This is a genomic window from Cellulophaga algicola DSM 14237, assembly GCF_000186265.1.
Taxonomy (GTDB): Bacteria; Bacteroidota; Bacteroidia; order Flavobacteriales; family Flavobacteriaceae; genus Cellulophaga; species Cellulophaga algicola.
The window spans coordinates 4,252,232-4,272,429 of record NC_014934.1 but is presented as its reverse complement, the minus strand read 5'-3'; the positions used below and the strand labels follow the sequence as shown (position 1 = coordinate 4,272,429).

Sequence of the window (20,198 nt, the reverse complement as noted above, 5' to 3'; positions counted from 1 at the left end):
ATAAAAAAAAATATGAAATTGGATTTAGAAAAGCTTAGAGAACAAATTGAAGTTGCAGTGAAAAATGCATTTTTAATAATTATTGAAAAAGAAAAAGATATTTATTCTTTCGCTCTTTATAGTGATGAAAATTGTGAAACCTTATCTGTTGAATCTAATACTTTAGAGTATTTGAAAAAAGCTAAAATAGATAATGAAGAAGAAGATTCAGATCATTATTCAAAATATTCTCTAGAAGAATGGGATTATTCTATTACTAAAGATATAAACACATTTTCTGATATTAATAAGTTACTAAAAGAACATTTTAATTTAATTTCATTTGAAAATAAAAAAGAGGAAAAAATATTCTTGAAATTTCAAACTTCTTTTTATGATGTTTGTGTTGAAGTATTGAGTAAATTGAAGAGTGAAGGTTTTTTCAAAGAAAAGCTTGGAAAAGAAATTTTTATTACGTTCGGTGTTACTGAGTATGAATTTGAAAGTTCAAAACAAAGAGAGATTGTCAAAACTCTAAATGATAATAAATATGCAGAAGAGTATTTAAATTGGATGAATACTTTATGATTTTTCATTATAAGTTCCAAATGCTAAAAACTTATATGAGCAGATAAGAAAAATCGCCGCTAGTGCTAGTTTGTAACTAGTACCGATTTCGAGTAAGCAAACAAGATAAAAAGTAAAGAGCCACAATTAAAACGTTGTGGTTTTTTTATTGGATAAATTCCTATTTAGTTTTAGTAGGATAATATAATTTATAGTTACAATACAAAAACCCCGCAGCACATAAACAAAGTATTAAAACTTTAGCTATTGCTATATTAATTTTGTCACCATTTAAAATAGATAAAGTAAACCCTAAAGAGGATAAAATTATAAAACAAGGCGTAAGTATAAAAATAGGTCCTATTCCAAAAGTTTTGCTGTACAAAGGTTTTAAGGACAATACGAGGATGTAGAAATTGGGCTCTATTATAATAGGTTTAGGTATTATTCACCTGATAGTGGAACTTATATAAGTCAAGACCCGATTGGTTTAAATGGTAACAATCCTAATTTTTATGGGTATACACATGATAATAATGTATTTACTGATCCATTTGGATTAGCAGGAAATCCAATCCTTTTTGGTAGCGAATTTTGGAAATCTGTTGGAGAAATATCTAGCAAAACTAAACTTCGAGTTAAAGGAGCTGATGTTTTTGAAATTAAAGGAAAGCCTAAACTTGATTGGCTAAAGAAAGGTGATTTATTCCATTTAGACACATTACATTTAGATGAGATAGAAGTCTACAATAAATCTAAAAAACACAAAGGAGTTTTTGATTTAGATGGAAATAAAATTGGAGATGCAATTAAAGGAAGAACTTGTAAATAAAATAATGAAAACAAATTTCGAACAATTAGAAATTGATATTAATAAGAAAGTTTCTACAAGAGGAAAAGAATCATTTATCTTCAAGTTAGATAAGTTGAACACTTTTGATACGGTTGATTTTGACAAAATTATAAATGATTTATATTTACTAAATCTTAAATATAAAGAAAATGGAAAAACCGAGTTCTATATAGAGTTATTGAAAAAAGTAACTCTCTTTTTTCAGCATATTCTCTTTTTATTTTATTGTCACTACAATGACAGTGATAATTATAAAATATCCAACATATCTGACATAGAGGATTTAACAAATATTTATCAGAAAATAAGACAAATATCAAGTGAAATCATATGGTAATCCAGCTCTACGAAATTTGTAACTTTATAATTACATTTAAAAATAATGAGGCACGGTTTTAAAAAATACTTTTTTTTCTGCTCAATAACTTCGTTTTTAGAGCCCCGCTAACGCTCATTCAATGTCATTAAGTTAAGGAGTTTTCAAATTGTATCTTTCTGATTTTTAGTTATTCTAGTTTTTATTCTTGATCGATATTTTCTCCTTCTAGCGCTCGTTTGTAACTAGTACCTTATGTAGTAAGTCCTAAAAAACTAGGCAGGCGAACCGCAAAAATTGATCAACCTAAATTTGGCAGTCAAGGTACAATTACCCGTTTTATTTGGGATGGCAATGTACCCTTGCATGAATGGAACTACCAACTAAAAAACAGACCTGAATTAGTTGTTGATGAATTTGGGTTACTGAGCACAAGCAAGCCAGAACCCATTGAAAATTTAATTACATGGTTTTTTGAAGAAAACACCTTTAAACCTTTAGCTAAAATTACACAAGAAAACACCTACTCTATTATTACAGATTACTTAGGGACACCTGTAGAAATGTATGATAGTAAAGGTGAAAAAACTTGGCAAGTTGAATATGATATTTACGGAAAAGTACGTAAACTTGTAACAGGTTCATTGGCTGATTGCCCTTTTAGGTATCAAGGACAGTACGAGGATATAGAAACTGGGTTGTGCTATAACCGTTTTAGATACTATTCTCCTGATAGCGGTACTTATATAAGTCAAGACCCAATTGGATTGGCAGGTGGAATGCCGAATATGTATAGCTATGTTAGTGATTCTAACGCTTATATAGATAAATTTGGATTATATTCAGATTTATTAGGTTCTGGAATGGGGCATCATTTAATGCCAAGAAGTATCGCGAAAAGCCTTGGGATTGGTGAACTTTCTCCTAATAATGCTTTAGCTTGGTATCCAAATAATGGAGCTGGAACAGCAGATTTACATAAACAAATGCATAGGAATTTAATAAATGAAGGAATCCCTTTTCATGGTTCAAAATTTAAAGGAACATCTGATGAGTTTTTTGAAGCAGCTAAAAAAGCATATAAAGATATAGATACTAAAGGGTTTATGAAAATACCAGGGACTGACAACAAGTTACTTAAAAACGTAACTCCACTTGAAGGAATAGAAAAGTTACAGGATTTACATAAAAAAGGAAAAATACCATGCAAATAGATGATATAAAAGAGAGAAAACTGGAAGTAAGTGATTATGGGATTTATCTATTATCACCCCAAAAAGTAGTTTCTTTTTTTAAAAAGAATAAAAATAAAAGTAAAAAATTTCTCAATTATTTTCAAAAGAATCAAAAAAATTATATAGAATCTCTTAAAGAGGGCGTTTGGTTACCCATATTGCCAATTGACTCAATAGAGTATCTTATTAAACTGAATGAAAAGTTTAATGATGATTGGATTGAATTATTTGAAATTAATAATTTTAATATTGAAATAGAAGATGATAATAATTTATGGATAGGCTCTTTAAGTAACTTACATACTTGGTGTATGGAAGATTATGATAGTTCTAAAGATTTTAATTCTTATGAGACGTTAGATGATGAGACACTTTATTCTTCATTTAGATTTAACATTCCCAAAGGAAAATACTTAGTAAATATAAAAGGATATAAGCGTAAAGAAAAACTGGAATATCCTGAAGCTAATTTTGGTTTTTTATTTGAATTAAATGAAGTTGAAAATTTTGATGGTTTTAAAGATCCAAGAGAAGATGAAAAATATAGTTTTAATATTGCTCAAATGTAATGCGGTATGAAATGGGTTTTAATAATATTCTTAAAAGCAACCATTTTGGTTGCTTTTTCTGTTCAAACACCAACTAGCACAAGGTAAAGAGGTCAAAAACTAGCCAAACAAAATAAAATATTTACGGAAAAGTACGTAAACTTGTAACGAGTTCTTTGGCAGATTGCCCTTTCCGTTATCATGGGCAGTATGCGGCCAAACGTTAAAAAATTGTCTAATAGACAATTTTAGTGAGGAGCGAGATGGAGCGCTGGAAAGACGGGGTTGTACTACAATAGATTTAGGTATTATTCACCTGATAGTGGGATGTATATTTCCCAAGACCCTTTAGGTCTAGAAAGTACCAATCCAAATATATACGCATACGTACACGATTCTAACTCATTTATTGACCCTTTTGAATTAAAAGAACTATACGCTTTATTGGCAAAAAAAGATGGTTGGTATCCAGTTATGGAATGGGGTAAGAAACAGCCAATTGGAGAAATGTTTTTGAAAAAAGGGGATTTATGGAAAATAGGAGAAACAAAAAATTCATTAACAAGATATTCAGGAAAATGGCTAGATAAAATGGGCCTAGATAAAGGTGCTAAAAAAGCATTACAAGCTCTTGAAAGAATGAAGTTAAAGGGCTACCTCGCTTGGAAAGGATTTTTACCACCAGGAAATAAAGCTTGTCATTAAAAGAATTATTATGAGAATATCCATAGTTTGCGATACATACCTTGATTATATTATTGAATTAAGAGATGAACTTGAAGTTGTTTGGGATAAAATAAATGAGAAATATAAAAATATTAAAGAACCAAATACAATCGGTTTTGCTTTTAGATGTTTACCCGATGAAATTGGGCGTAAAACATTTAGAAGATTTGATAAAGATGATGCCTATTTGACTTTAGACATAGCCACAAGTTATGAAAAATATAAAAAGATGTATAAGACAGAAATACGTCACGATTTAGGTTATACTTTTTATAATTATTTAGAAGAATCTTTAAAAAAATACAAGTTCAAAGAAATTAACACCAAGGAATTATTATCAGATATAAAAAATTGGTGTAATGAAATTGGTTGGTTAGAAGAAGAAGTCGATTATTCAAAAGATTTAGATTATCCTGAATAAAAAAGTTATAATTATTTGAGTTTTGAAAATTTGTAATGGTTAGAAATGAAAGGTAATAGCACACGCTAGCGTTAGTATCTTTTAAGAACAACAATGAAAGCTATCTAAACTTAGATAGCTTTTGTATTTTTATACACCAACTGGCGCGAGCTAAAGAGGTAAAAAACTTGCTAAGCAAAATAACATATTTACGGAAAAGTTCGTAAACTTGTAACAGGTTCTTTGGCAGATTGCCCATTTAGATATCAAGGACAATATGCGGCCAACATTAAAAACTTGTCTAGTAGACAATTTTAGTGAGGAGCGAGATGGAGCGCTGGAAAGACGGGGTTGTATTATAATAGGTTTAGGTATTATTCGCCTGATACGGGAACCTACCTATCAAAAGACCCAATCGGGCTAAATAGTAGAGAATATAACTTATACGCCTACGTCTCTGATACTAATTCAATCATTGACCCATTTGGTTTAGATTGGAATTATGTTTTATCAAATAATGGAACTCCTTATTATCACGGTAGAGCTTCTGACAATGCTTCTATGCAAGATGTTGCTAATAGACATTCTAAAACAACAGGAACGGATGGTGCAAGATTTGGAGAAGGAGATACTATGCAAAGAAAGACAGGCGTTGGAACTGACCCAAATGCAGTAAGAGGTATTGAGCAAAGAGGTATTGCTGAAAATGATTTACTAGGCAGAGGAAGTGATAAAGCAAGAGGCAATAAAATTAATGGTATATCTGAAGCTAAACAAGGAAAAGCAAAAGGTCAACTTCGATTAAACTCAGCAGATGATATTTTAAATGGCAAAAAAGTTAGTGAGTTACCAACTTTAGATGAATTAAAATTTAAAGGAGGTTGTAAAGGATGATGAATTTGGAAAAAGAAAATCTAACGCACAATGAACTAATTGAGCGAATTTTTATAGAATATAGAGAAAGTGATAAAGCAAAATATACTTCACTATTTCTATCCAGCTTTAGTAATAATAAATTAAGTCATAGAAGTGGTTTAGCAGTATTTTCGATAATGCAAAGTTTTCCCAAACATTCTTTTACTATAAGCGAAGACTCAACTCCAAATAAGCAATTATTTGATAAAATGAGCGATGAAGATAAGGAATTTGTAATAAGTCGAATGCCTTGTAAATATTGTGCTTCACTTAAACAAGTAAACTACAGAAAAGATTTTATTCTAGGTTGTTTTTTGGAAATAGGAGGGTTAATAGGCACTGATATTCAAAACTATTATTGTTATTTATCAGAAGCAAATAAATTAAAAGTAACTCAACCGACTGAATCTGATTTTAGAATTTTTTCTGAAATTCTTACTATTCTCTTAGAAGCAGATGAAAAAGATACAGTAAAAAAAACGCTTCAATCAAAAATAGACAAAATCAAAGGTTTTAAGTCAAATGCAGAGCAAAGACAAGCTTTATTAGAAACTTTAGGTTATTCAAGTATTTTAGAAACGGACGAGCATAAAGGCTTTCTTGAGTATTATACCAATTTTGCATCTGCTCCTAAAAAAACACACAGTTCCGATTGGAATTATCCAGTAGATTTTTGGCTAGGAAAAGACGGAATAAACAAAGAAGCTTTTAAATTTTGGTTTGGGGAATATTCTCAATTAGAAAAGTTTTGGAAATAAAGCAAAAGGGAAACTTAATAATAGACTCCTTCAAATCAATATGGATAAAAGCTCCATTAAATTAAAGTGTAAATAAATCATGCAGAAATTAATTGATAAAGCATTATGGTTACAAAGACGCAATAAATGATGATCTATGTAATAATGATTTTAATAGGAAATATAAAAATTTCACAGATAAAGATACTCTTAAAAATCATTCAGATATAATTTATGTTGTATTAAATGGTAATCCTAATTGTACACATATAAAGGCGAAAAATCTTTTATTTAAAAAAAACGAAGAATGTTGGAAGTATTTTGAACGTACAGCAGTTTTTTGGACGTATGGACATAATAGTGATAAATGGATAGACCATCTAAAAGGTGCTTATGAGTATGTTTTATATGTAGAACGGGAAGATTTAATTAAACTACTTTTTGAAAAATCATTATCATATTTAACAGATAAAGAGAGTTTATCTAACAAAGATTTTAAAAAGCAAAAAGTGTATGCTAGTACCCAATTGGTACATTTTCTAATTGAAAAATGGTTAGGAGATAACCCCTTAAAGGACTTAATTTCAAACTATGGGAATGGTTACGGTATTTATCAAAAATTATTTGATAATTGGAATGATTTTTCTAAAATTGAACCAAGCTATTGGGATAATCTTTGCGAATACCATTTAAAAGGCATTGGCTTACAGCGTGGCGAAAAATGGGAAAATGAAGAGTTTTAACAAGTGGCTTAATTCCAATGGAATTAATCAATTTATTCAAGGTGCGAAAAAGGTTGGGCTTAAATAACCCAACCATTGATAATGCTCTTTTTAGCACTAATATGGTAAAGATTCCTGTTATTCCAACAGGTTACAATGAGGATTTAGATTTAAACTAATTGACTTAACTGTAAAAACAAAGAAGAAATATACTTTTCAAGAGATTGAAGAGCACATAAAATCTGAAAATGGTAATGAAGTAAAAATTTTGGAATAATATTCAAATTGAAAAGAATGGAGACTACAATTTTAATAATATTATGGCTTTTCTTGCTCAAAAACCTTGTTTTTAAATAAAGCTATTAACGTTTACCCGTGATAGCGCTCGTTTGCAACGAGTGCCATACCGAGTAAGAAATAACAATACAAGCTATCTGAACATTTAGATAGCTTTTTTATTTCAAACACCAACTAGCACAAGCTTAAGAGGTCAAAAACTAGCCAAACAAAATAACATATTTACGGAAAAGTTCGTAAACTTGTAATAGGTTCATTGGCAGATTGCCCATTTCGTTATCAAGGACAATATGCGGCCAACATTAAAAATTTGTCTAGTAGACAATTTTAGTGAGGAGCGAGATGAAGCGCTGGCAAGACTGGGCTATATTATAATCGATTTAGGTATTACTCGCCCAATGAAGGGATTTATATATCTCAGGATCCGATTAGACTTGCTGGAAGTAATCCTAATTTTTATGCTTATACATTTGATAGTAATTCATTTATTGATCCTCTAGGTTTATCAAATGATCCTTTGGCATTGCTAGGCGGAGGTTTAGGTCAATAAGGCATAAACTCAGGTGATTCCGTACCTAGTAATTTTAAACAGAAATGGACAGACCCATCAGGAGTTAAATACGAGGTTTGAATACATCCAGCAAACCCAGCATATGCTGAGGGCGATATTTTTCGAGTTGGACGAAAAAGACCAGGTTTAGGTATAAATGGTCAAGGATTAGGGATGGACTATTTAGGTAAAAACGGTGTTTGGCATAATGAAAGCACTCTTAAGGAATTTAATAAACTTGGAGAAGTAAATCCAAATTTCAATGCTCAAGCTGCGGCAGATACGCACATGTCAAAACCAAGTGTCTGTCCTTAAAAACGAATAAATGCTACAAACTGTAATCGACGAAATTAATAGCTTTCTTAAAGTTCATTCTTGGTGTGATTTTGAAATAATTGAATTGAAGGGGAATTTGATGATTGGTGGAAAAACAAGTTTTGAAGATAGATATGATATTATAATCACGTTTGAAGATGTCTTCTTTATTCAATGTAATTATGAGTGGAAAACCGACACCGATTTAACCACATTTAGTATTCCAGACATAGAAGAAAGAAGAAAGGTTAATATTGATTTTTCAATAGAATCAGGCTATACGTTATTTAAAATAAATGCTGAAGAGATTAATCAGCCTTTTTATATTAGTTCAGTTGGAATTAAGATAAAATTACAATCCTAGATTTAGATAAAACTCAAAGCCAGCTCTGCGAAGTTTGTAACTTTCTAGCAGTATGAGTAAGCGATACATATTAAGAAAACAAAAGTAAAAAACCACAACGAAAGTTGTGGCTTTTTTTATGCGGTAAGTTTACTTTGTATATCTGCTTTAAAAACAAAAGCTTCAATGAGTTCTTTTACAATATTTTTTTTTCTCCCGCTAGCGCTCGTTTGTAACTAGTACCTTATGCAGTAAGTCCTAAAAAAAACTAGGCAGAAGAACTGCCAAAATATTAAAAGTCTCCCACACTGCTGCAAAAGCTGTAATAGCTAGCGCGATGGCTCTGGCTCGTGCCGATTAGGAGTAAGCGCATAGAATTAGAATAAAAAAGTTTAAAAATCCAAAGCTATAAATATCGTGTTTTTTTTGTGGGGTTATTCCCCTACTAGCGTCCATTTTAACGAGTGCCGTACCTAGCAAGTTTACAAAAAAATCAAACAGAAGACTCCTACTCCATTATCATAGACTAGTGTATATACCAGTAGATATCCCGTGTATATTAAAAAATACTAGTAGATTGGCCTATTCATGTGCTGTAGCCCTTCAATAATTGAACAACTCTATTCTTTTTTTTTGATTGTATAAAATTTAAAGAATTCTAATCGTTATTACTTTCCTCCTTAGAATCATTAATAATAACTACAGATTTTACTCGTTCTAATATTAATTATAATTTACATTAAAGTGAATATATTTGATTAATAGCTAATAATCTATAATTAACTCGGTAACTCATCGAATTATGGAGATAATTTTTGTTAAGCTCGTCGATTGTGTTTACATTAACGTTTTAAAATTCTACTGCCATGCCTAAAATGATTACCCCAGTGCTTATTATCGATGGAGAACGTTTTCTTCCTAAATCTGGTTATAAAGTTTCTATAGAACAGTCTATGGGCACGCACAGCTCTTTTAGTGTGGTATTTCAAACCAATGCTACCGAAGGCTATGGCGGAACTTTAATGAATAATTCAATCAGCTATTCTGGAAAGAAGATTTCTATAGGAGTTAATGATGGCGAATTAGAATATGTGGGAATCATTACATCGGTAGCCCTACAAAAAGGGATTGGCGCTTCGGGCGCTATTGTACTTTCAGGGCAAGGAGCTAGTATTTTACTCTCTCGCTCTGTACAATGCTTTAGCTATGAAGAAGGTTCTTCTTTTAGCCAAGTAGTGAGTGATACTTTTAATGGGCATTCTAAAGATCTTTTGAAAATGAGTATTGGTAACGGAACCAACATTCGTTTGCCGTATACCGTACAATATAACGAATCCGATTTTTCCTTCTTACAACGTATGTGTGCACGTTATGGCGTGTGGATGTATGACAACGGCAGAACCTTTTGTGTAGGCCGTACGGGAGATAAACAATTTAATGGGGTATACGGGCAAGATATTCAGACCTTTGGCCTCTCCACTACCCTACAGTCCCAAAATAGCGGCTTTACCTCTAAAGATTGGGTCAATGATAGTGAGCTAGAATCGGTTTCATCATCCTATAGTGCGCAAAGCGGACATATGTATGCAGGGAATGTAAAAAGAGAATCAGAAGGTTTATTTGCTAAGAAAGAAAACTACTCTTGGAATCACAACCAGAATGAATATAGCGGACAACAAGGTTTAGACCACGTAGCAAAAGTAGATACCTTATCTAAAGCCGCTAATATGATTATTGCCAACGGATCTTCAGAAATTGTAGGCTTGCGCGTAGGCGATAATTTAACCATTGAAGGCGTTAGTTTTTCTGATAAAACACGTAGAGATGCTTTTGGATCCTATATGGTTACCAAAGTAGCGCATCGTTTTGATCATAGTGGTAATTATGAGAATCATTTTGAAGGCGTACCCGAAGGCACAGAACACCCACATTACAGTGCGGTATTCGCAACCCCTTCTGCAGAAGAACAACGTGGTGTGGTGTTAGACAATAATGATCCTGATGGTTTAGGACGTATAAAAGTACAGTTTGGTTGGCAGCGTAGAATGGGCACCTCTACCCCATGGATAAAAATGAATACCCCATATGGCGGTAGCGGTAAAGGCTTTTACTTTATTCCTGAGCTAGACGAAGAGGTACTCGTAGGTTTTGAAAACAACAACCCAGAGAAACCCTATATATTGAGTGCTGGCTTTAATAGCAGTGCCAAAAGTGGTGTTGCTGATGCTGAAAACAATATAAAAGCCATCATGACCCGCAGCGGTCATATCATTGAACTAAATGATACGGATGGTGGAGAGATGATTACGATTAAGGATAAACATGAAAATGTCTTTCAGATTGATACAGTGAATAATGATGTTACCATTAATGCTAATAATAATGTAAATATCAATGCGGTAGAAAGTATAAAATTATCTGCTAAAAATATAGAATTAGACGCCATTGAAGATGTAATTGTACTCGCAGGTAAAAGTGTTAGTGCAAGTGCTTCTGAGAATTATAACATTCAAGCAAAAAACAAAAATGAGATTGTTGATGAATCGATCACTGTACGCTCAAAGTCTCAAGAAAATATTTCTGAAGAAATAAAGATGAGTAGTACTTCAAAAGATTTACTGCTATTTTCTCAAAAGTCTGTGGATATTCAAAGTAATGAAAAGGTTAAACTATTTTAAAGTATATAATATTAGTAATGGTATTAGGTTATATTTGATATTATATTTTGACTAGTATTAAATAGGCGATAAAAATTATTATACGAATTGAATAATTATTTAAAGTTGAATTATGATATCATTGTTCAGCTTTTTTTTAGATCTATGCTGTTCTCTTTAAAGTTAATCTTTTTGATGAATTTGTAATGAGTTAACATATTATTTGATAATTATGATTTTTTTGGTTAGATACTTCTTTACATTTTTTAGTTAAAAATTTGTGGACATAAACACTGATAATGTATTTAAAAATTATTGTTTCAATATTCCCTTAATTATTTAAGAAATTGCATTTTCATACGGGTCATTTTTTGTAGTCATACTATTATTGATGTTCATAAGAACAGTACTGTAACCGATGGGTTTCCCTAAAAATAGGACAGATAATAACTCGAATTTACTAACTTTAAATTCAAACTGTCACGATGAAAAACAGCAAATTTAGCGAGAGCCAGATTATTAATGCTCTTAAGGAGAACGAACAAGGAAGATGCGTAGGTAATTTATCTAGAGAATAGGGATTGATAAAAGCACTTTCTACTATAGGCGTAAGAAGTACGGAGGCATGGAACAACAGCAACTTAAGCGTTTAGAAGAGCTTGAAGAAGAAAACAATAAGCTCAAACAGATGTATGCCGATGTGAGTCTTGATAATAAAATGCTAAAGGACTTATTGTCAAAAAAATTCTAAAGCCTTCCGACAAGAGAGTTCGTGTAAAATATCTTATCAAAACGTTTGTAGTTCCTATCCTCCGTGCCTGTAAAGTTGTAGGCCTGAGTAGGTCGATGTGGTATTACCAAAGTAAGAAAGATGATAGCGCGGTTATTGATAAGCTAACAGCATTAGCGGAATCATACCTAACTAAAGGTTTTGATGAATATTATTACAAGATCCGTCATGAAGGCTCAAAATGAAACAGAAAACGAGTGTTACGTGTGTACCGTGAGATGAAACACTCTGTCTACGCCCAAAGCATAAAAAACGTTTGGTTAAAAGTATAAAACAACCTTTAGAAACACCTTTAACATTAAATGAGTGTTGGAGTATGGATTTTATGAGCGATGCCCTTACTGATGGTAGAAAGTTGTGTGTATTTAATGTTCTGGATGATTGTAACCGTGAAGTTCTAGCAATAGATGCAGGACTTTCTTATCCAGCGAGAGCCGTAATCGAAACATTGGATAATTTAAAAGACGAAATAGGAACACCTAAATATATGAGGTGCGATAATAGTCCGGAGTTTACCTCCAAGACTTTTATGAACTAATTTAAAAGAACTTTATAAAAATTAAATATACACAACCGGGAAAGCCAATGTAAAACGGATATATAGAACGTTTTAATCGTTTCTTTAGGTAGGATAGATTAGATGCTTATTATTTCAATGACATTTATCAACTTCAAAAGATAAGCGATAACTAGAGGGAGGATTACAATTTTAACCATCCTCATAAATCATTAGGCAATACATCTCCTAAAGAATTCATGCCCAGATTTGATCAAGAATTTAAATTCTTCATCAAATCTGGGCATGAATAATAATTATTTATCGAAATTAGAGGTGTCCTAAAAAGGGGAAGCCTACATCAGGACGAGATAAAAAAATAGCTGAGTTTTAAAACTCAGCTATTTTTTTATACTTTATAATGGAAACTACGGTAATTTATCGAATTTGTTCTAATTCTGTACTTCCCTCAGGCAGATGAACTAAGTATTTTATATATGACAGATTTAAATTATCATTCTCATCAACAGTAATTTGATTTAAACAAGACTGACCTTGCTCAATTTCATCGTTAAATACTAAACCTAATACTCTATTATTTCCATAAAATACAAGTTTATAGTCTAATATCTCAGCCATTGTAAAGTTTTCATTAGAGAATTCCTTTAAATATTTCTTTCTATTTTGTATTACTTTCTCTCTTTTAAAATAAAAGCTCTGCATAAGCTCATATCTCTGATTTAGCGAACTTCTTATGATAACATCTCCCTTGCGGTCTAACATTAATTGTCTGTACTCTGCATATTTTTGAAATACTTTTTTTTCTAAAGCAATGCTATCTTTAAGGTCAAACACTTTACTATTAGTCCAGCCTTTCAGTTTGAAGGGTACAGTGGCATTAAATGATAACTCTTTATGGATTTTTTTTTGCTCTGTAATATCCTTAATTTTTTCGTCAGATAATTTATATGTCAATATAATTTCAGGCTCTTCTAATATGCCATTAACCCAAGCAGTTTTTTGAACTTTTAATTTAAAATCTATATGCTCGGGATCTTCAAGAAACTCTTTTTGTTCAGTCTCTTCGCTATTATAACGTGGTTTAATAGTAATGGTTAGAGATTGTATTCCGCTTTGTAAAATAGATGAATTAGCCAAAAAAAGCATGCTTTTTGTAAATGGTGGACTTTGGACTGCCAAAGGCATATCATTTACTCTAATTTCATAAGAATAATAACTTTCAACCTCTATTTGATACTCAGGTTCATATTTGTAATTTTTTAATTTTTTTAAATTGGGATCATTATCTAATATATCGTTATTATCCATGCGTGATTTATTTTTTACTACATTATCATTTGTTTTTTGCCCGCAACTTACAAGAGTAAATAGTAAACTAATCAGTAATAGCTTCTTTTTCATTTTAATTTGTATTAAATTTTTTCATATACCAACGATAAGGGCTAGGTTCTCCCTCTTTGGGCCATTGTCCTTTTTCTAGAACTATCATTTCTCCTTCAACTTTATAATGGATACCTGACTGGGCTTTTGTTTCTGCAATTTTTACACCTCTAGTTTCAAGTTCTCTATCAGCTCCTTTCCAGTCTTCTTCAGAAGTACCGTTTATTATCTGTTTTGCTTTTTTATATTTATCTAGAGAAGCCTTTTTCTTTGTATCCGCTTTTTCAGTTTCCGCTTTAGAAACACCAAATTTGGCGGTGCCTTTAAAAATTAGTCCATCAAATTTAAAAATGGGTTCTAAATATATTCCGGTTTTATCTGCTTTAATTATAAAATCTATTCCTATTCCTATTTGACCTGTACCACTTAACTCTGCATATGCATCATATTGACCAAAACCTAAGATATTAGTAGACCCATTAACTTGAGTTTTTGCTGTTAAAACTCCAGCAATACTACCACCGACCTTAGCATCAGTACCCGTTTTTTGTATCATATTGTCTTCACTAGCAGTATTGATAATACCTTGTAATTTGATGTCAATTTTAGAAGTGATTACTAAATCAATATCAATATCGAAATTATCTCCTAATACATCATCTAAAACATCTAGAGTAGCAACTACAGCTAAAACCGCAGGGTGCTTTATTTTATATAATAATGCATAAATATCGTAAGTTATTTCGAAACCAAAGAGAGGATTAAAGTCTAAAACTGCTTTTATTTCAGTACCCACGGTTGGAATAATCACGTCTTCGGGTTGTTTAGCACTTAAACTAACTGATAATGCTATTGAAGGTGGGATAAAATTAAATGAGTATTTTTTTTTGGCTTTTTTTGATTTCTTTTTTTTTGATAAAATATCATCTAAACTTTTTAATCTATCTGATAATTTTCCCTCATCTTTAGGTGCTTTTTTGTTAGTATCCGAATCTTTCCCATTAAATATACCTTCAATTTTATCTTTTAATTTTACTAAAGTTTTTATAAAATCAACAACTTCTTCCGCTTCACTACTTAAATCAATTTTACCCTCTAAATCAAATTCAGCCATCATTGCAAAATCGCAACTAATTAATTCATTTTTTAGCGCATTTTTTGCAGAAAGTTCTTTTGCTTTATTTTTAGTTTTAGCTACTAAAGATAAGTTATTATCAGCCACATTAATTATATCTTCTTGCTCTTTATCTTTTCGATTTGCTTCATCCGGTACATTATAATATTTAGCACTTTCAATTACAGGTTTTAACTTAGCCCGTTCTTCTTCAGCTTCAATTTTTTTTAACTCCCACGTTTTATGGTAGATATTAGTAAGATCATTAAATTTACTTTTGGAATAGTTAAATCCTAGCTGTAATGTGCTTTTCGTGTCTGGATATACCTCAATCACAATATTTCTTTTTATGGCACAGCTATTAAAAGATAAAAAGTATTTTTGTATATTGCTTGTCAAAGTTGGTATCAAAGTTTCTGCAAAACCAGTTAGTAAATAAGAAGTACCACCTCGCGAATAATCATATACTAATTCTAATTCAAAATTTTCATAATCTGAAGTAATTATAATTGGTGGTCTACTTTTTTGAACAATTGACCATGCATCTCCTACTGAAATTTTTGATATTCCATTAGTTAGTGTTAGTGTACTCTTAGATTCTGGATTAGTCAATTTTTCAGAGTTGCCATTATATGATTTTATAGTGTTCCTTATATTTATATCATTTATAGCAACAAATTCATGAGACTCCTTAGTTTTATTATAAATACAATCATCAGTCTTTAATTTTTCTATTATAAATTTTAATGATTTTCTATTTTTATCAACTCCAACAACAATAGGTATATGTATTTCTCCATTTACACTTGTGTCGGTTTTACTATAAATGTCAAAAGGTGCGTCCCATCTTTCTTTTTTACAGTCCACTGTAATTTTTTCATATCGACATGGATGATATTCCGCAGGATCTGTTGGTATATTCTCAATTACAGTAGGTTTGTTACCTGATTTAGCGAGCGGACTAGGCTTTATTTCTTCATTTGGTTCAGGTTGTCTAACTCTGAGATAAACTTCATGATCACCAGATACTGAATCAAAAGGTTTGGAAAGTTCAGAAGTCACAAGAGTTCCTATTTTTAAATAATTTCCAGCATAGTCCCACCGAGGTTCTATTTGAATATTTATAATTGCTTTCTGTACTTTAGCAGAAGTATTCGTTACATCTTTGAAAAGTCTTACTTCACTCGTAATCTCTTTAAAGAATACCTCTGGTTTTTCTGCCTCTTCAAAGTTTAAATCATAATCATAGTTATTGTAATCCCTTAACTTAACCTTAATGTTATGCCCATACAACCCTCTTGTATATACATGTAATTGCACTGCTTCACCAAACTTTTTTTCTGAAGAATCTATTAGTTTACCTAAGCCATCCTCCTGATATTCTCTCCATTCAATCTTTGCTATACCCCTTGGTAATCCTTTACTATTTATAAAATAACCATTTGGAGCAGTATTTGTTGGTTCTTCTCCCGGAAAAACGGGTTCTATCCAGGCAAGACCTCCACCGTCATAAGGTTCTGGAAAATTAAAATATATTTTGGAACCTTTAAGGCCTTCATGCAAATGTTCTCTCTTAAATGTTGGCTTTTTCCAAATCATCTGGGCAATCCATTCAACATTATCTAAAATATTTTTATCATATTTCTCTTTGTCTTTAATCTCAATAATTAAATCAGATCCAGCATCCACAGTTACCAAATAATTTTCTGGATTAAATGTGTGCTTTGATGTTATGATAAATTTACTTTCAGATGCCATAATTTTTGTTTGAATTACTTTTATTTTAATTTCAAGAAAATTGTATCAATCTTTAGAATATTATTCTTTAATTAATTTTTCCATATAAATAGTATCTGTAAGAAAATCGGCAGAATTTGGGTAAAGTTTAAGCGAATAATCTTTATACCCTTCTTTTTTTAAAACAAAATTAAACTCTAGATTCTTAAAGTTAGGTTTTTCTGCAAATGGTATAAAGGCTTGCTTTGATTTTATTCCTTTAATTTTAATAATTCCCATACTATCAGATTTGTTATAGCTTGCATAAGTAGAGTCATATGGATTGTAACCCCCAATTTCCACTTCTGACAATGGTTTATTTTTAATATTATTTATATGCAATACTACTTCAGGTAAAATTGTATAAGTACTACAACTAATACAAACAAACAATAAAAAGAACAAAAACTTAATTTTCAAGGCTACATTCATTCTATTATAATTTTTGATAACCAGATTAAACCCTTTAAATCATCTTCTGATGCTACAACTCTATCAACATCTAATTTCGATTTTGGATAATTTTTATAATATTTCATTAAATCTATTTCTCCATTTGTTGGAAAATTGCCTTGCGAGCTCAACGTTTCTTGACTTAAAGTTGTAGAAGTATTTTTATGATTATATGAATGACCAAAACCACCACCGTATTCGGTTAATAACTCATGGCCTATTTCATGGGCAGATGTAAATTGGAAGTCTAAAGCAATTGTTGATTTGCTATCAAAACTCCACCCTTTATTTATAAAAACTGGATGATTAACTGGAAAGTTCGTCCATGGCTTATTGTAATTATATCCAATTTGATAGTACAATTTCCTTGATAGTATAAAATTTCTTGATCTTTTAACTTTTGAATTAGTAATAAAAATTATTTCTGGAGCTACCATTCCATTTTTAGAAATTTCTGCTATCGTTTTGATATTCCATAACTCTCCTTTTAATGAAACTTGATTTGAATTAGTTTTATCTCTACTCCAATGCTTATTAATTCCTTTTACAACTTCATTTTTCAATTTCTCAAAAGAGACTTCACGAGAAGTAATTGGCTGTTCTCCATAATTTGAAATTGCTTGTAATGGAATTTTAGAAGCGCTATTAAGTCCTTTTTCTCCACCGTCTCTTAAATTAACACGTAAAGTAACAATCATTTCTTTAATATTCCTTTGAATGGAAACATCTACCCATTCCTTTCCAATTGATTTTTTCTTTTCAAGACTAATTCTATGTGATTTTTCTTGACCATCTAACCAAACTGTAACTTCAACTGCAATATCTTTATCTTTAAACGATTTGCTATCATAATCGCCATAATCCCCAAATCCATCCCATTCCCATTCGTGCTCACCAAGACTTAACATTGAACTTTCCTTAATGTCATTATTATAATATGGTTCTCCGTCTTGAAAAACTTTAATTTTCATCTTATCAGCAGAGTTTTCTGATATTTTTATTTTAAACTTTAAATATTCATTTTCCTCATTTCCATCAAAGTCAGCTATCCCTAAAGGGACAAAAGTTGTCTTAATAGTTTCTATCTGAACATTTATCTTTCGTTTTTCTATTGGTTTTCCTGTATCATCGAAAGAGCCACCATTTAATTCTTGTGCCAAAAATGGTTCTTCATTAGGATTTACCAACGGATTTAATTGGCTTTGTATTTCTTCATCTGCTTCTTCCTCTGTATTGCCAACACCACCTCCCTCAGCAGTTTGTCCATGCCATGTAAACTCAACACATGGAGCTCCAGCAATAGCACAGGTTGCCTTGCTTTTTTCAGTTAAAATTTGCCCTTGATTAGATAGTATAACTTTATCATAGAACTCTTGCCATTGTGTTATCATAGGCATACAAGGCTTAAAACTACTACCCATAGGCTGTAGTTTACACTGTCCAAACGTTTTAGCCTTAAATGGGCTACCTAAATCCATTGTATTGGCTATTAGTTTTTTAGCGGCATTATCATTAATATATCCTTTTTGCTGTGATTGCACAACAAGAACATCTGGTACATCTCCAAACTGACATTTACAAATTGCGCCGTCTACTACTACATGACCTGTACTCATAACTATTTAATTATTCAAAGTTCTAATACCTATTGTTAATAGGGATAATTATGTTTAGAAGCTTTTTAATTTTTGGTATCCCCTTTGAATTGTTTTAAATTCGAGGCTTTGGTAATTTTTCTTTTAAATTATAAATTTCAATTTTTAATTTTTTATAATTATTAGAAGCAAAATTCAAAGTACACTCTCCTACTATAGAATCTACCATTGGAGAATTTTTATAAAGAAGATATTCTAAATTAACAGTACCCATCGTTAATTTTTTATCTTTTGTAATTGAAATTATATTTCCTTTTTTGATATCATTTTCACTACGCGTATCTATGCAATTTCCTTTCCTTGTAATTTGTATGACGCCACCTCTAGTAGGATGATTTTTAATCGATTGTATTATTTGATATTTTACAGGTAACTTATATGGAATTAATGGCAAAGAAAAAACTTGATCTACTTTTAAGGATCCATTAAAATCATATATTGGAGCAAAAAATAGTTTTATAAACCAATCATGTTCTAGTAAAATATGCTCCGTCTCCCTTGGGTTATCTAATATTTTATCCATACTATCAATCATTTTATCATATGGATTACCTGAGTAACATTGTGTCAAATTTAATTTTTCTTTCTTCCAACGAGTCTTGATATCATCATGATTGAGAATTTCAAGAGCCTGACCAATTCGATTAATTTTTAATTGTAAAGGATAAACAGTGTTTCCGCAACGTTCTGCTAACTCATCTATAACGGTTTCAGGAGCTTTTTGGTTAAAATAGACTTGCTTTTTAAAAATTTCAAATTTGTATTCTTTAAGATTTAACTGTTCCATACAAATAACTTCAATTTCAAAGTGCACTTGAAATTGTTTAACTTTCTCATCTTCAAATTTTAAAATCACTCCATAAGTTCTTGATAAACTTTTCGGTGTAAACTGTATATAAGATGAAGAACTCTTAGATTGAACTTCTTCATAATATTCATTACTCATAACTTCAATTTTCTTTTTACCTAATGCGTATTTATTTTACTCGTAAAACTTTAGCCATTCATCAACTCTAAAATTTTCTCCAGTACGAATAAGTTGTATTTGAGATTATAACTTCTTAAAATAAGCCAACGTTTTCAAAATCAAAATTATTGTTTGGCCTTTTAAAACATCTTTTGAAAATTAAAAATACATAAATATTTTACATATAGATGATTTTCGCTTTTTTTTCGATAAAGTGTTGTAAGTTTAAATTTAATAAAGACTTTAAAATCCAGATTAGTACTGAGTATTATGTTCAAATTTTGCCGTATAGAAGTAGTTATTTTACAACTGCTAAAAACGTGATAAAACTTAAGTGAACTAGTATAACTTTTAAGTGAATTTTAAGTAAAAGATTAGATGTGCAT

Annotated in this window: 19 protein-coding genes and 2 pseudogenes; 16 read left to right on the top strand and 5 right to left on the bottom strand. The window is 30.9% G+C overall.

Translation table 11 applies throughout. The features are described from left to right. Positions 1–18: 18 nt before the first annotated feature. The 16 genes and pseudogenes from CELAL_RS18585 (at position 19) to CELAL_RS21985 (ending at position 12,488) form a co-directional block, all read left to right on the top strand. The gene (locus tag CELAL_RS18585; protein ID WP_169311413.1) at positions 19–567 is read left to right on the top strand and encodes a DUF4303 domain-containing protein; all 549 of its coding nucleotides are present in this window, start codon (positions 19–21) and stop codon (positions 565–567) included. Positions 568–952: 385 nt separating this feature from the next. Next, positions 953–1,378 (top strand): annotated as a pseudogene (locus CELAL_RS21995) (RHS repeat-associated core domain-containing protein); the annotation flags it as partial. Continuing rightward, complete coding sequence (locus tag CELAL_RS18580; protein WP_013552433.1) at positions 1,350–1,736, top strand: hypothetical protein; 387 nt, start codon at positions 1,350–1,352, stop codon at positions 1,734–1,736. The pseudogene CELAL_RS21995 and the gene CELAL_RS18580, both read left to right, overlap by 29 nt. Positions 1,737–2,077: 341 nt before the next feature. Continuing rightward, positions 2,078–2,929: an RHS repeat domain-containing protein gene (locus CELAL_RS21665; protein WP_013552432.1), complete on the top strand. Its 852-nt coding sequence runs from the start codon at positions 2,078–2,080 to the stop codon at positions 2,927–2,929. Next, a complete protein-coding gene (locus tag CELAL_RS18570) occupies positions 2,920–3,519 on the top strand; it encodes a hypothetical protein (protein ID WP_013552431.1) in 600 nt (199 codons plus the stop codon). The genes CELAL_RS21665 and CELAL_RS18570 overlap by 10 nt, the downstream gene beginning before the upstream one ends. Positions 3,520–3,783: 264 nt before the next feature. After that, complete coding sequence (locus tag CELAL_RS18565; protein WP_148229710.1) at positions 3,784–4,203, top strand: RHS repeat-associated core domain-containing protein; 420 nt, start codon at positions 3,784–3,786, stop codon at positions 4,201–4,203. Positions 4,204–4,213: 10 nt separating this feature from the next. After that, positions 4,214–4,645 carry a hypothetical protein gene (locus CELAL_RS18560; RefSeq protein ID WP_013552430.1) on the top strand — a complete coding sequence of 144 codons (432 nt, stop codon included), beginning with the start codon at positions 4,214–4,216 and terminating at the stop codon, positions 4,643–4,645. 330 nt (positions 4,646–4,975) lie between these two features. Next, positions 4,976–5,518, top strand: a complete 543-nt coding sequence (locus CELAL_RS18555; RefSeq protein WP_041557812.1) for an RHS repeat-associated core domain-containing protein — start codon at positions 4,976–4,978, stop codon at positions 5,516–5,518. Further along, complete coding sequence (locus tag CELAL_RS18550; RefSeq protein ID WP_013552429.1) at positions 5,518–6,297, top strand: hypothetical protein; 780 nt, start codon at positions 5,518–5,520, stop codon at positions 6,295–6,297. The genes CELAL_RS18555 and CELAL_RS18550 overlap by 1 nt, the downstream gene beginning before the upstream one ends. A gap of 92 nt (positions 6,298–6,389) precedes the next feature. Next, a complete protein-coding gene (locus tag CELAL_RS18545) occupies positions 6,390–7,019 on the top strand; it encodes a hypothetical protein (protein ID WP_013552428.1) in 630 nt (209 codons plus the stop codon). Positions 7,020–7,036: 17 nt separating this feature from the next. Then, positions 7,037–7,177, top strand: a complete 141-nt coding sequence (locus tag CELAL_RS22420) for a hypothetical protein (RefSeq protein ID WP_013552427.1) — start codon at positions 7,037–7,039, stop codon at positions 7,175–7,177. Positions 7,178–7,662: 485 nt separating this feature from the next. Continuing rightward, positions 7,663–7,845 (top strand): annotated as a pseudogene (locus CELAL_RS21990) (RHS repeat-associated core domain-containing protein); the annotation flags it as partial. A 325-nt stretch (positions 7,846–8,170) separates the two neighbouring features. After that, the gene (locus tag CELAL_RS18540; protein WP_013552426.1) at positions 8,171–8,524 is read left to right on the top strand and encodes a hypothetical protein; all 354 of its coding nucleotides are present in this window, start codon (positions 8,171–8,173) and stop codon (positions 8,522–8,524) included. Positions 8,525–9,369: 845 nt separating this feature from the next. Further along, entirely contained in the window at positions 9,370–11,181 is a 1,812-nt protein-coding gene (locus CELAL_RS18535; RefSeq protein ID WP_013552425.1) for a type VI secretion system Vgr family protein, read from the top strand. A gap of 553 nt (positions 11,182–11,734) precedes the next feature. Further along, positions 11,735–11,911, top strand: a complete 177-nt coding sequence (locus tag CELAL_RS22220) for a transposase (RefSeq protein ID WP_148229708.1) — start codon at positions 11,735–11,737, stop codon at positions 11,909–11,911. A gap of 295 nt (positions 11,912–12,206) precedes the next feature. After that, positions 12,207–12,488 (top strand): DDE-type integrase/transposase/recombinase, encoded by a 282-nt coding sequence (locus tag CELAL_RS21985; protein WP_262481815.1) that lies wholly within the window; start codon positions 12,207–12,209, stop codon positions 12,486–12,488. A 396-nt stretch (positions 12,489–12,884) separates the two neighbouring features. On the opposite strand, the gene CELAL_RS18520 is transcribed toward CELAL_RS21985, so the two are convergent. The 5 genes from CELAL_RS18520 to CELAL_RS18500 form a co-directional block, all read right to left on the bottom strand. Further along, a complete protein-coding gene (locus CELAL_RS18520) occupies positions 12,885–13,868 on the bottom strand; it encodes a hypothetical protein (protein WP_013552424.1) in 984 nt (327 codons plus the stop codon). A 1-nt stretch (position 13,869) separates the two neighbouring features. Next, positions 13,870–16,719 carry a hypothetical protein gene (locus CELAL_RS18515; protein WP_013552423.1) on the bottom strand — a complete coding sequence of 950 codons (2,850 nt, stop codon included), beginning with the start codon at positions 16,717–16,719 and terminating at the stop codon, positions 13,870–13,872. Between the two features lie 60 nt (positions 16,720–16,779). After that, complete coding sequence (locus tag CELAL_RS18510; RefSeq protein ID WP_169311412.1) at positions 16,780–17,049, bottom strand: hypothetical protein; 270 nt, start codon at positions 17,047–17,049, stop codon at positions 16,780–16,782. Positions 17,050–17,165: 116 nt separating this feature from the next. Further along, complete coding sequence (locus CELAL_RS21980; protein WP_013552421.1) at positions 17,166–18,806, bottom strand: PAAR-like protein; 1,641 nt, start codon at positions 18,804–18,806, stop codon at positions 17,166–17,168. Between the two features lie 94 nt (positions 18,807–18,900). Further along, positions 18,901–19,791: a hypothetical protein gene (locus tag CELAL_RS18500; protein ID WP_013552420.1), complete on the bottom strand. Its 891-nt coding sequence runs from the start codon at positions 19,789–19,791 to the stop codon at positions 18,901–18,903. Positions 19,792–20,198: the final 407 nt, after the last annotated feature.

Excerpts from the sequence above, each read along its gene's own strand:
- CELAL_RS18580 (WP_013552433.1), top strand. The coding sequence starts at position 1,350 with ATGCAATTAAAGGAAGAACTTGTAAATAAAATAATGAAAACAAATTTC.
- CELAL_RS18570 (WP_013552431.1), top strand. The coding sequence starts at position 2,920 with ATGCAAATAGATGATATAAAAGAGAGAAAACTGGAAGTAAGTGATTAT.
- CELAL_RS18560 (WP_013552430.1), top strand. The coding sequence starts at position 4,214 with ATGAGAATATCCATAGTTTGCGATACATACCTTGATTATATTATTGAA.
- CELAL_RS18550 (WP_013552429.1), top strand. The coding sequence starts at position 5,518 with ATGAATTTGGAAAAAGAAAATCTAACGCACAATGAACTAATTGAGCGA.
- CELAL_RS22420 (WP_013552427.1), top strand. The coding sequence starts at position 7,037 with ATGGAATTAATCAATTTATTCAAGGTGCGAAAAAGGTTGGGCTTAAAT.
- CELAL_RS18540 (WP_013552426.1), top strand. The coding sequence starts at position 8,171 with ATGCTACAAACTGTAATCGACGAAATTAATAGCTTTCTTAAAGTTCAT.
- CELAL_RS18535 (WP_013552425.1), top strand. The coding sequence starts at position 9,370 with ATGCCTAAAATGATTACCCCAGTGCTTATTATCGATGGAGAACGTTTT.
- CELAL_RS18520 (WP_013552424.1), bottom strand. The coding sequence starts at position 13,868 with ATGAAAAAGAAGCTATTACTGATTAGTTTACTATTTACTCTTGTAAGT.
- CELAL_RS18515 (WP_013552423.1), bottom strand. The coding sequence starts at position 16,719 with ATGGCATCTGAAAGTAAATTTATCATAACATCAAAGCACACATTTAAT.
- CELAL_RS21980 (WP_013552421.1), bottom strand. The coding sequence starts at position 18,806 with ATGAGTACAGGTCATGTAGTAGTAGACGGCGCAATTTGTAAATGTCAG.
- CELAL_RS18500 (WP_013552420.1), bottom strand. The coding sequence starts at position 19,791 with ATGAGTAATGAATATTATGAAGAAGTTCAATCTAAGAGTTCTTCATCT.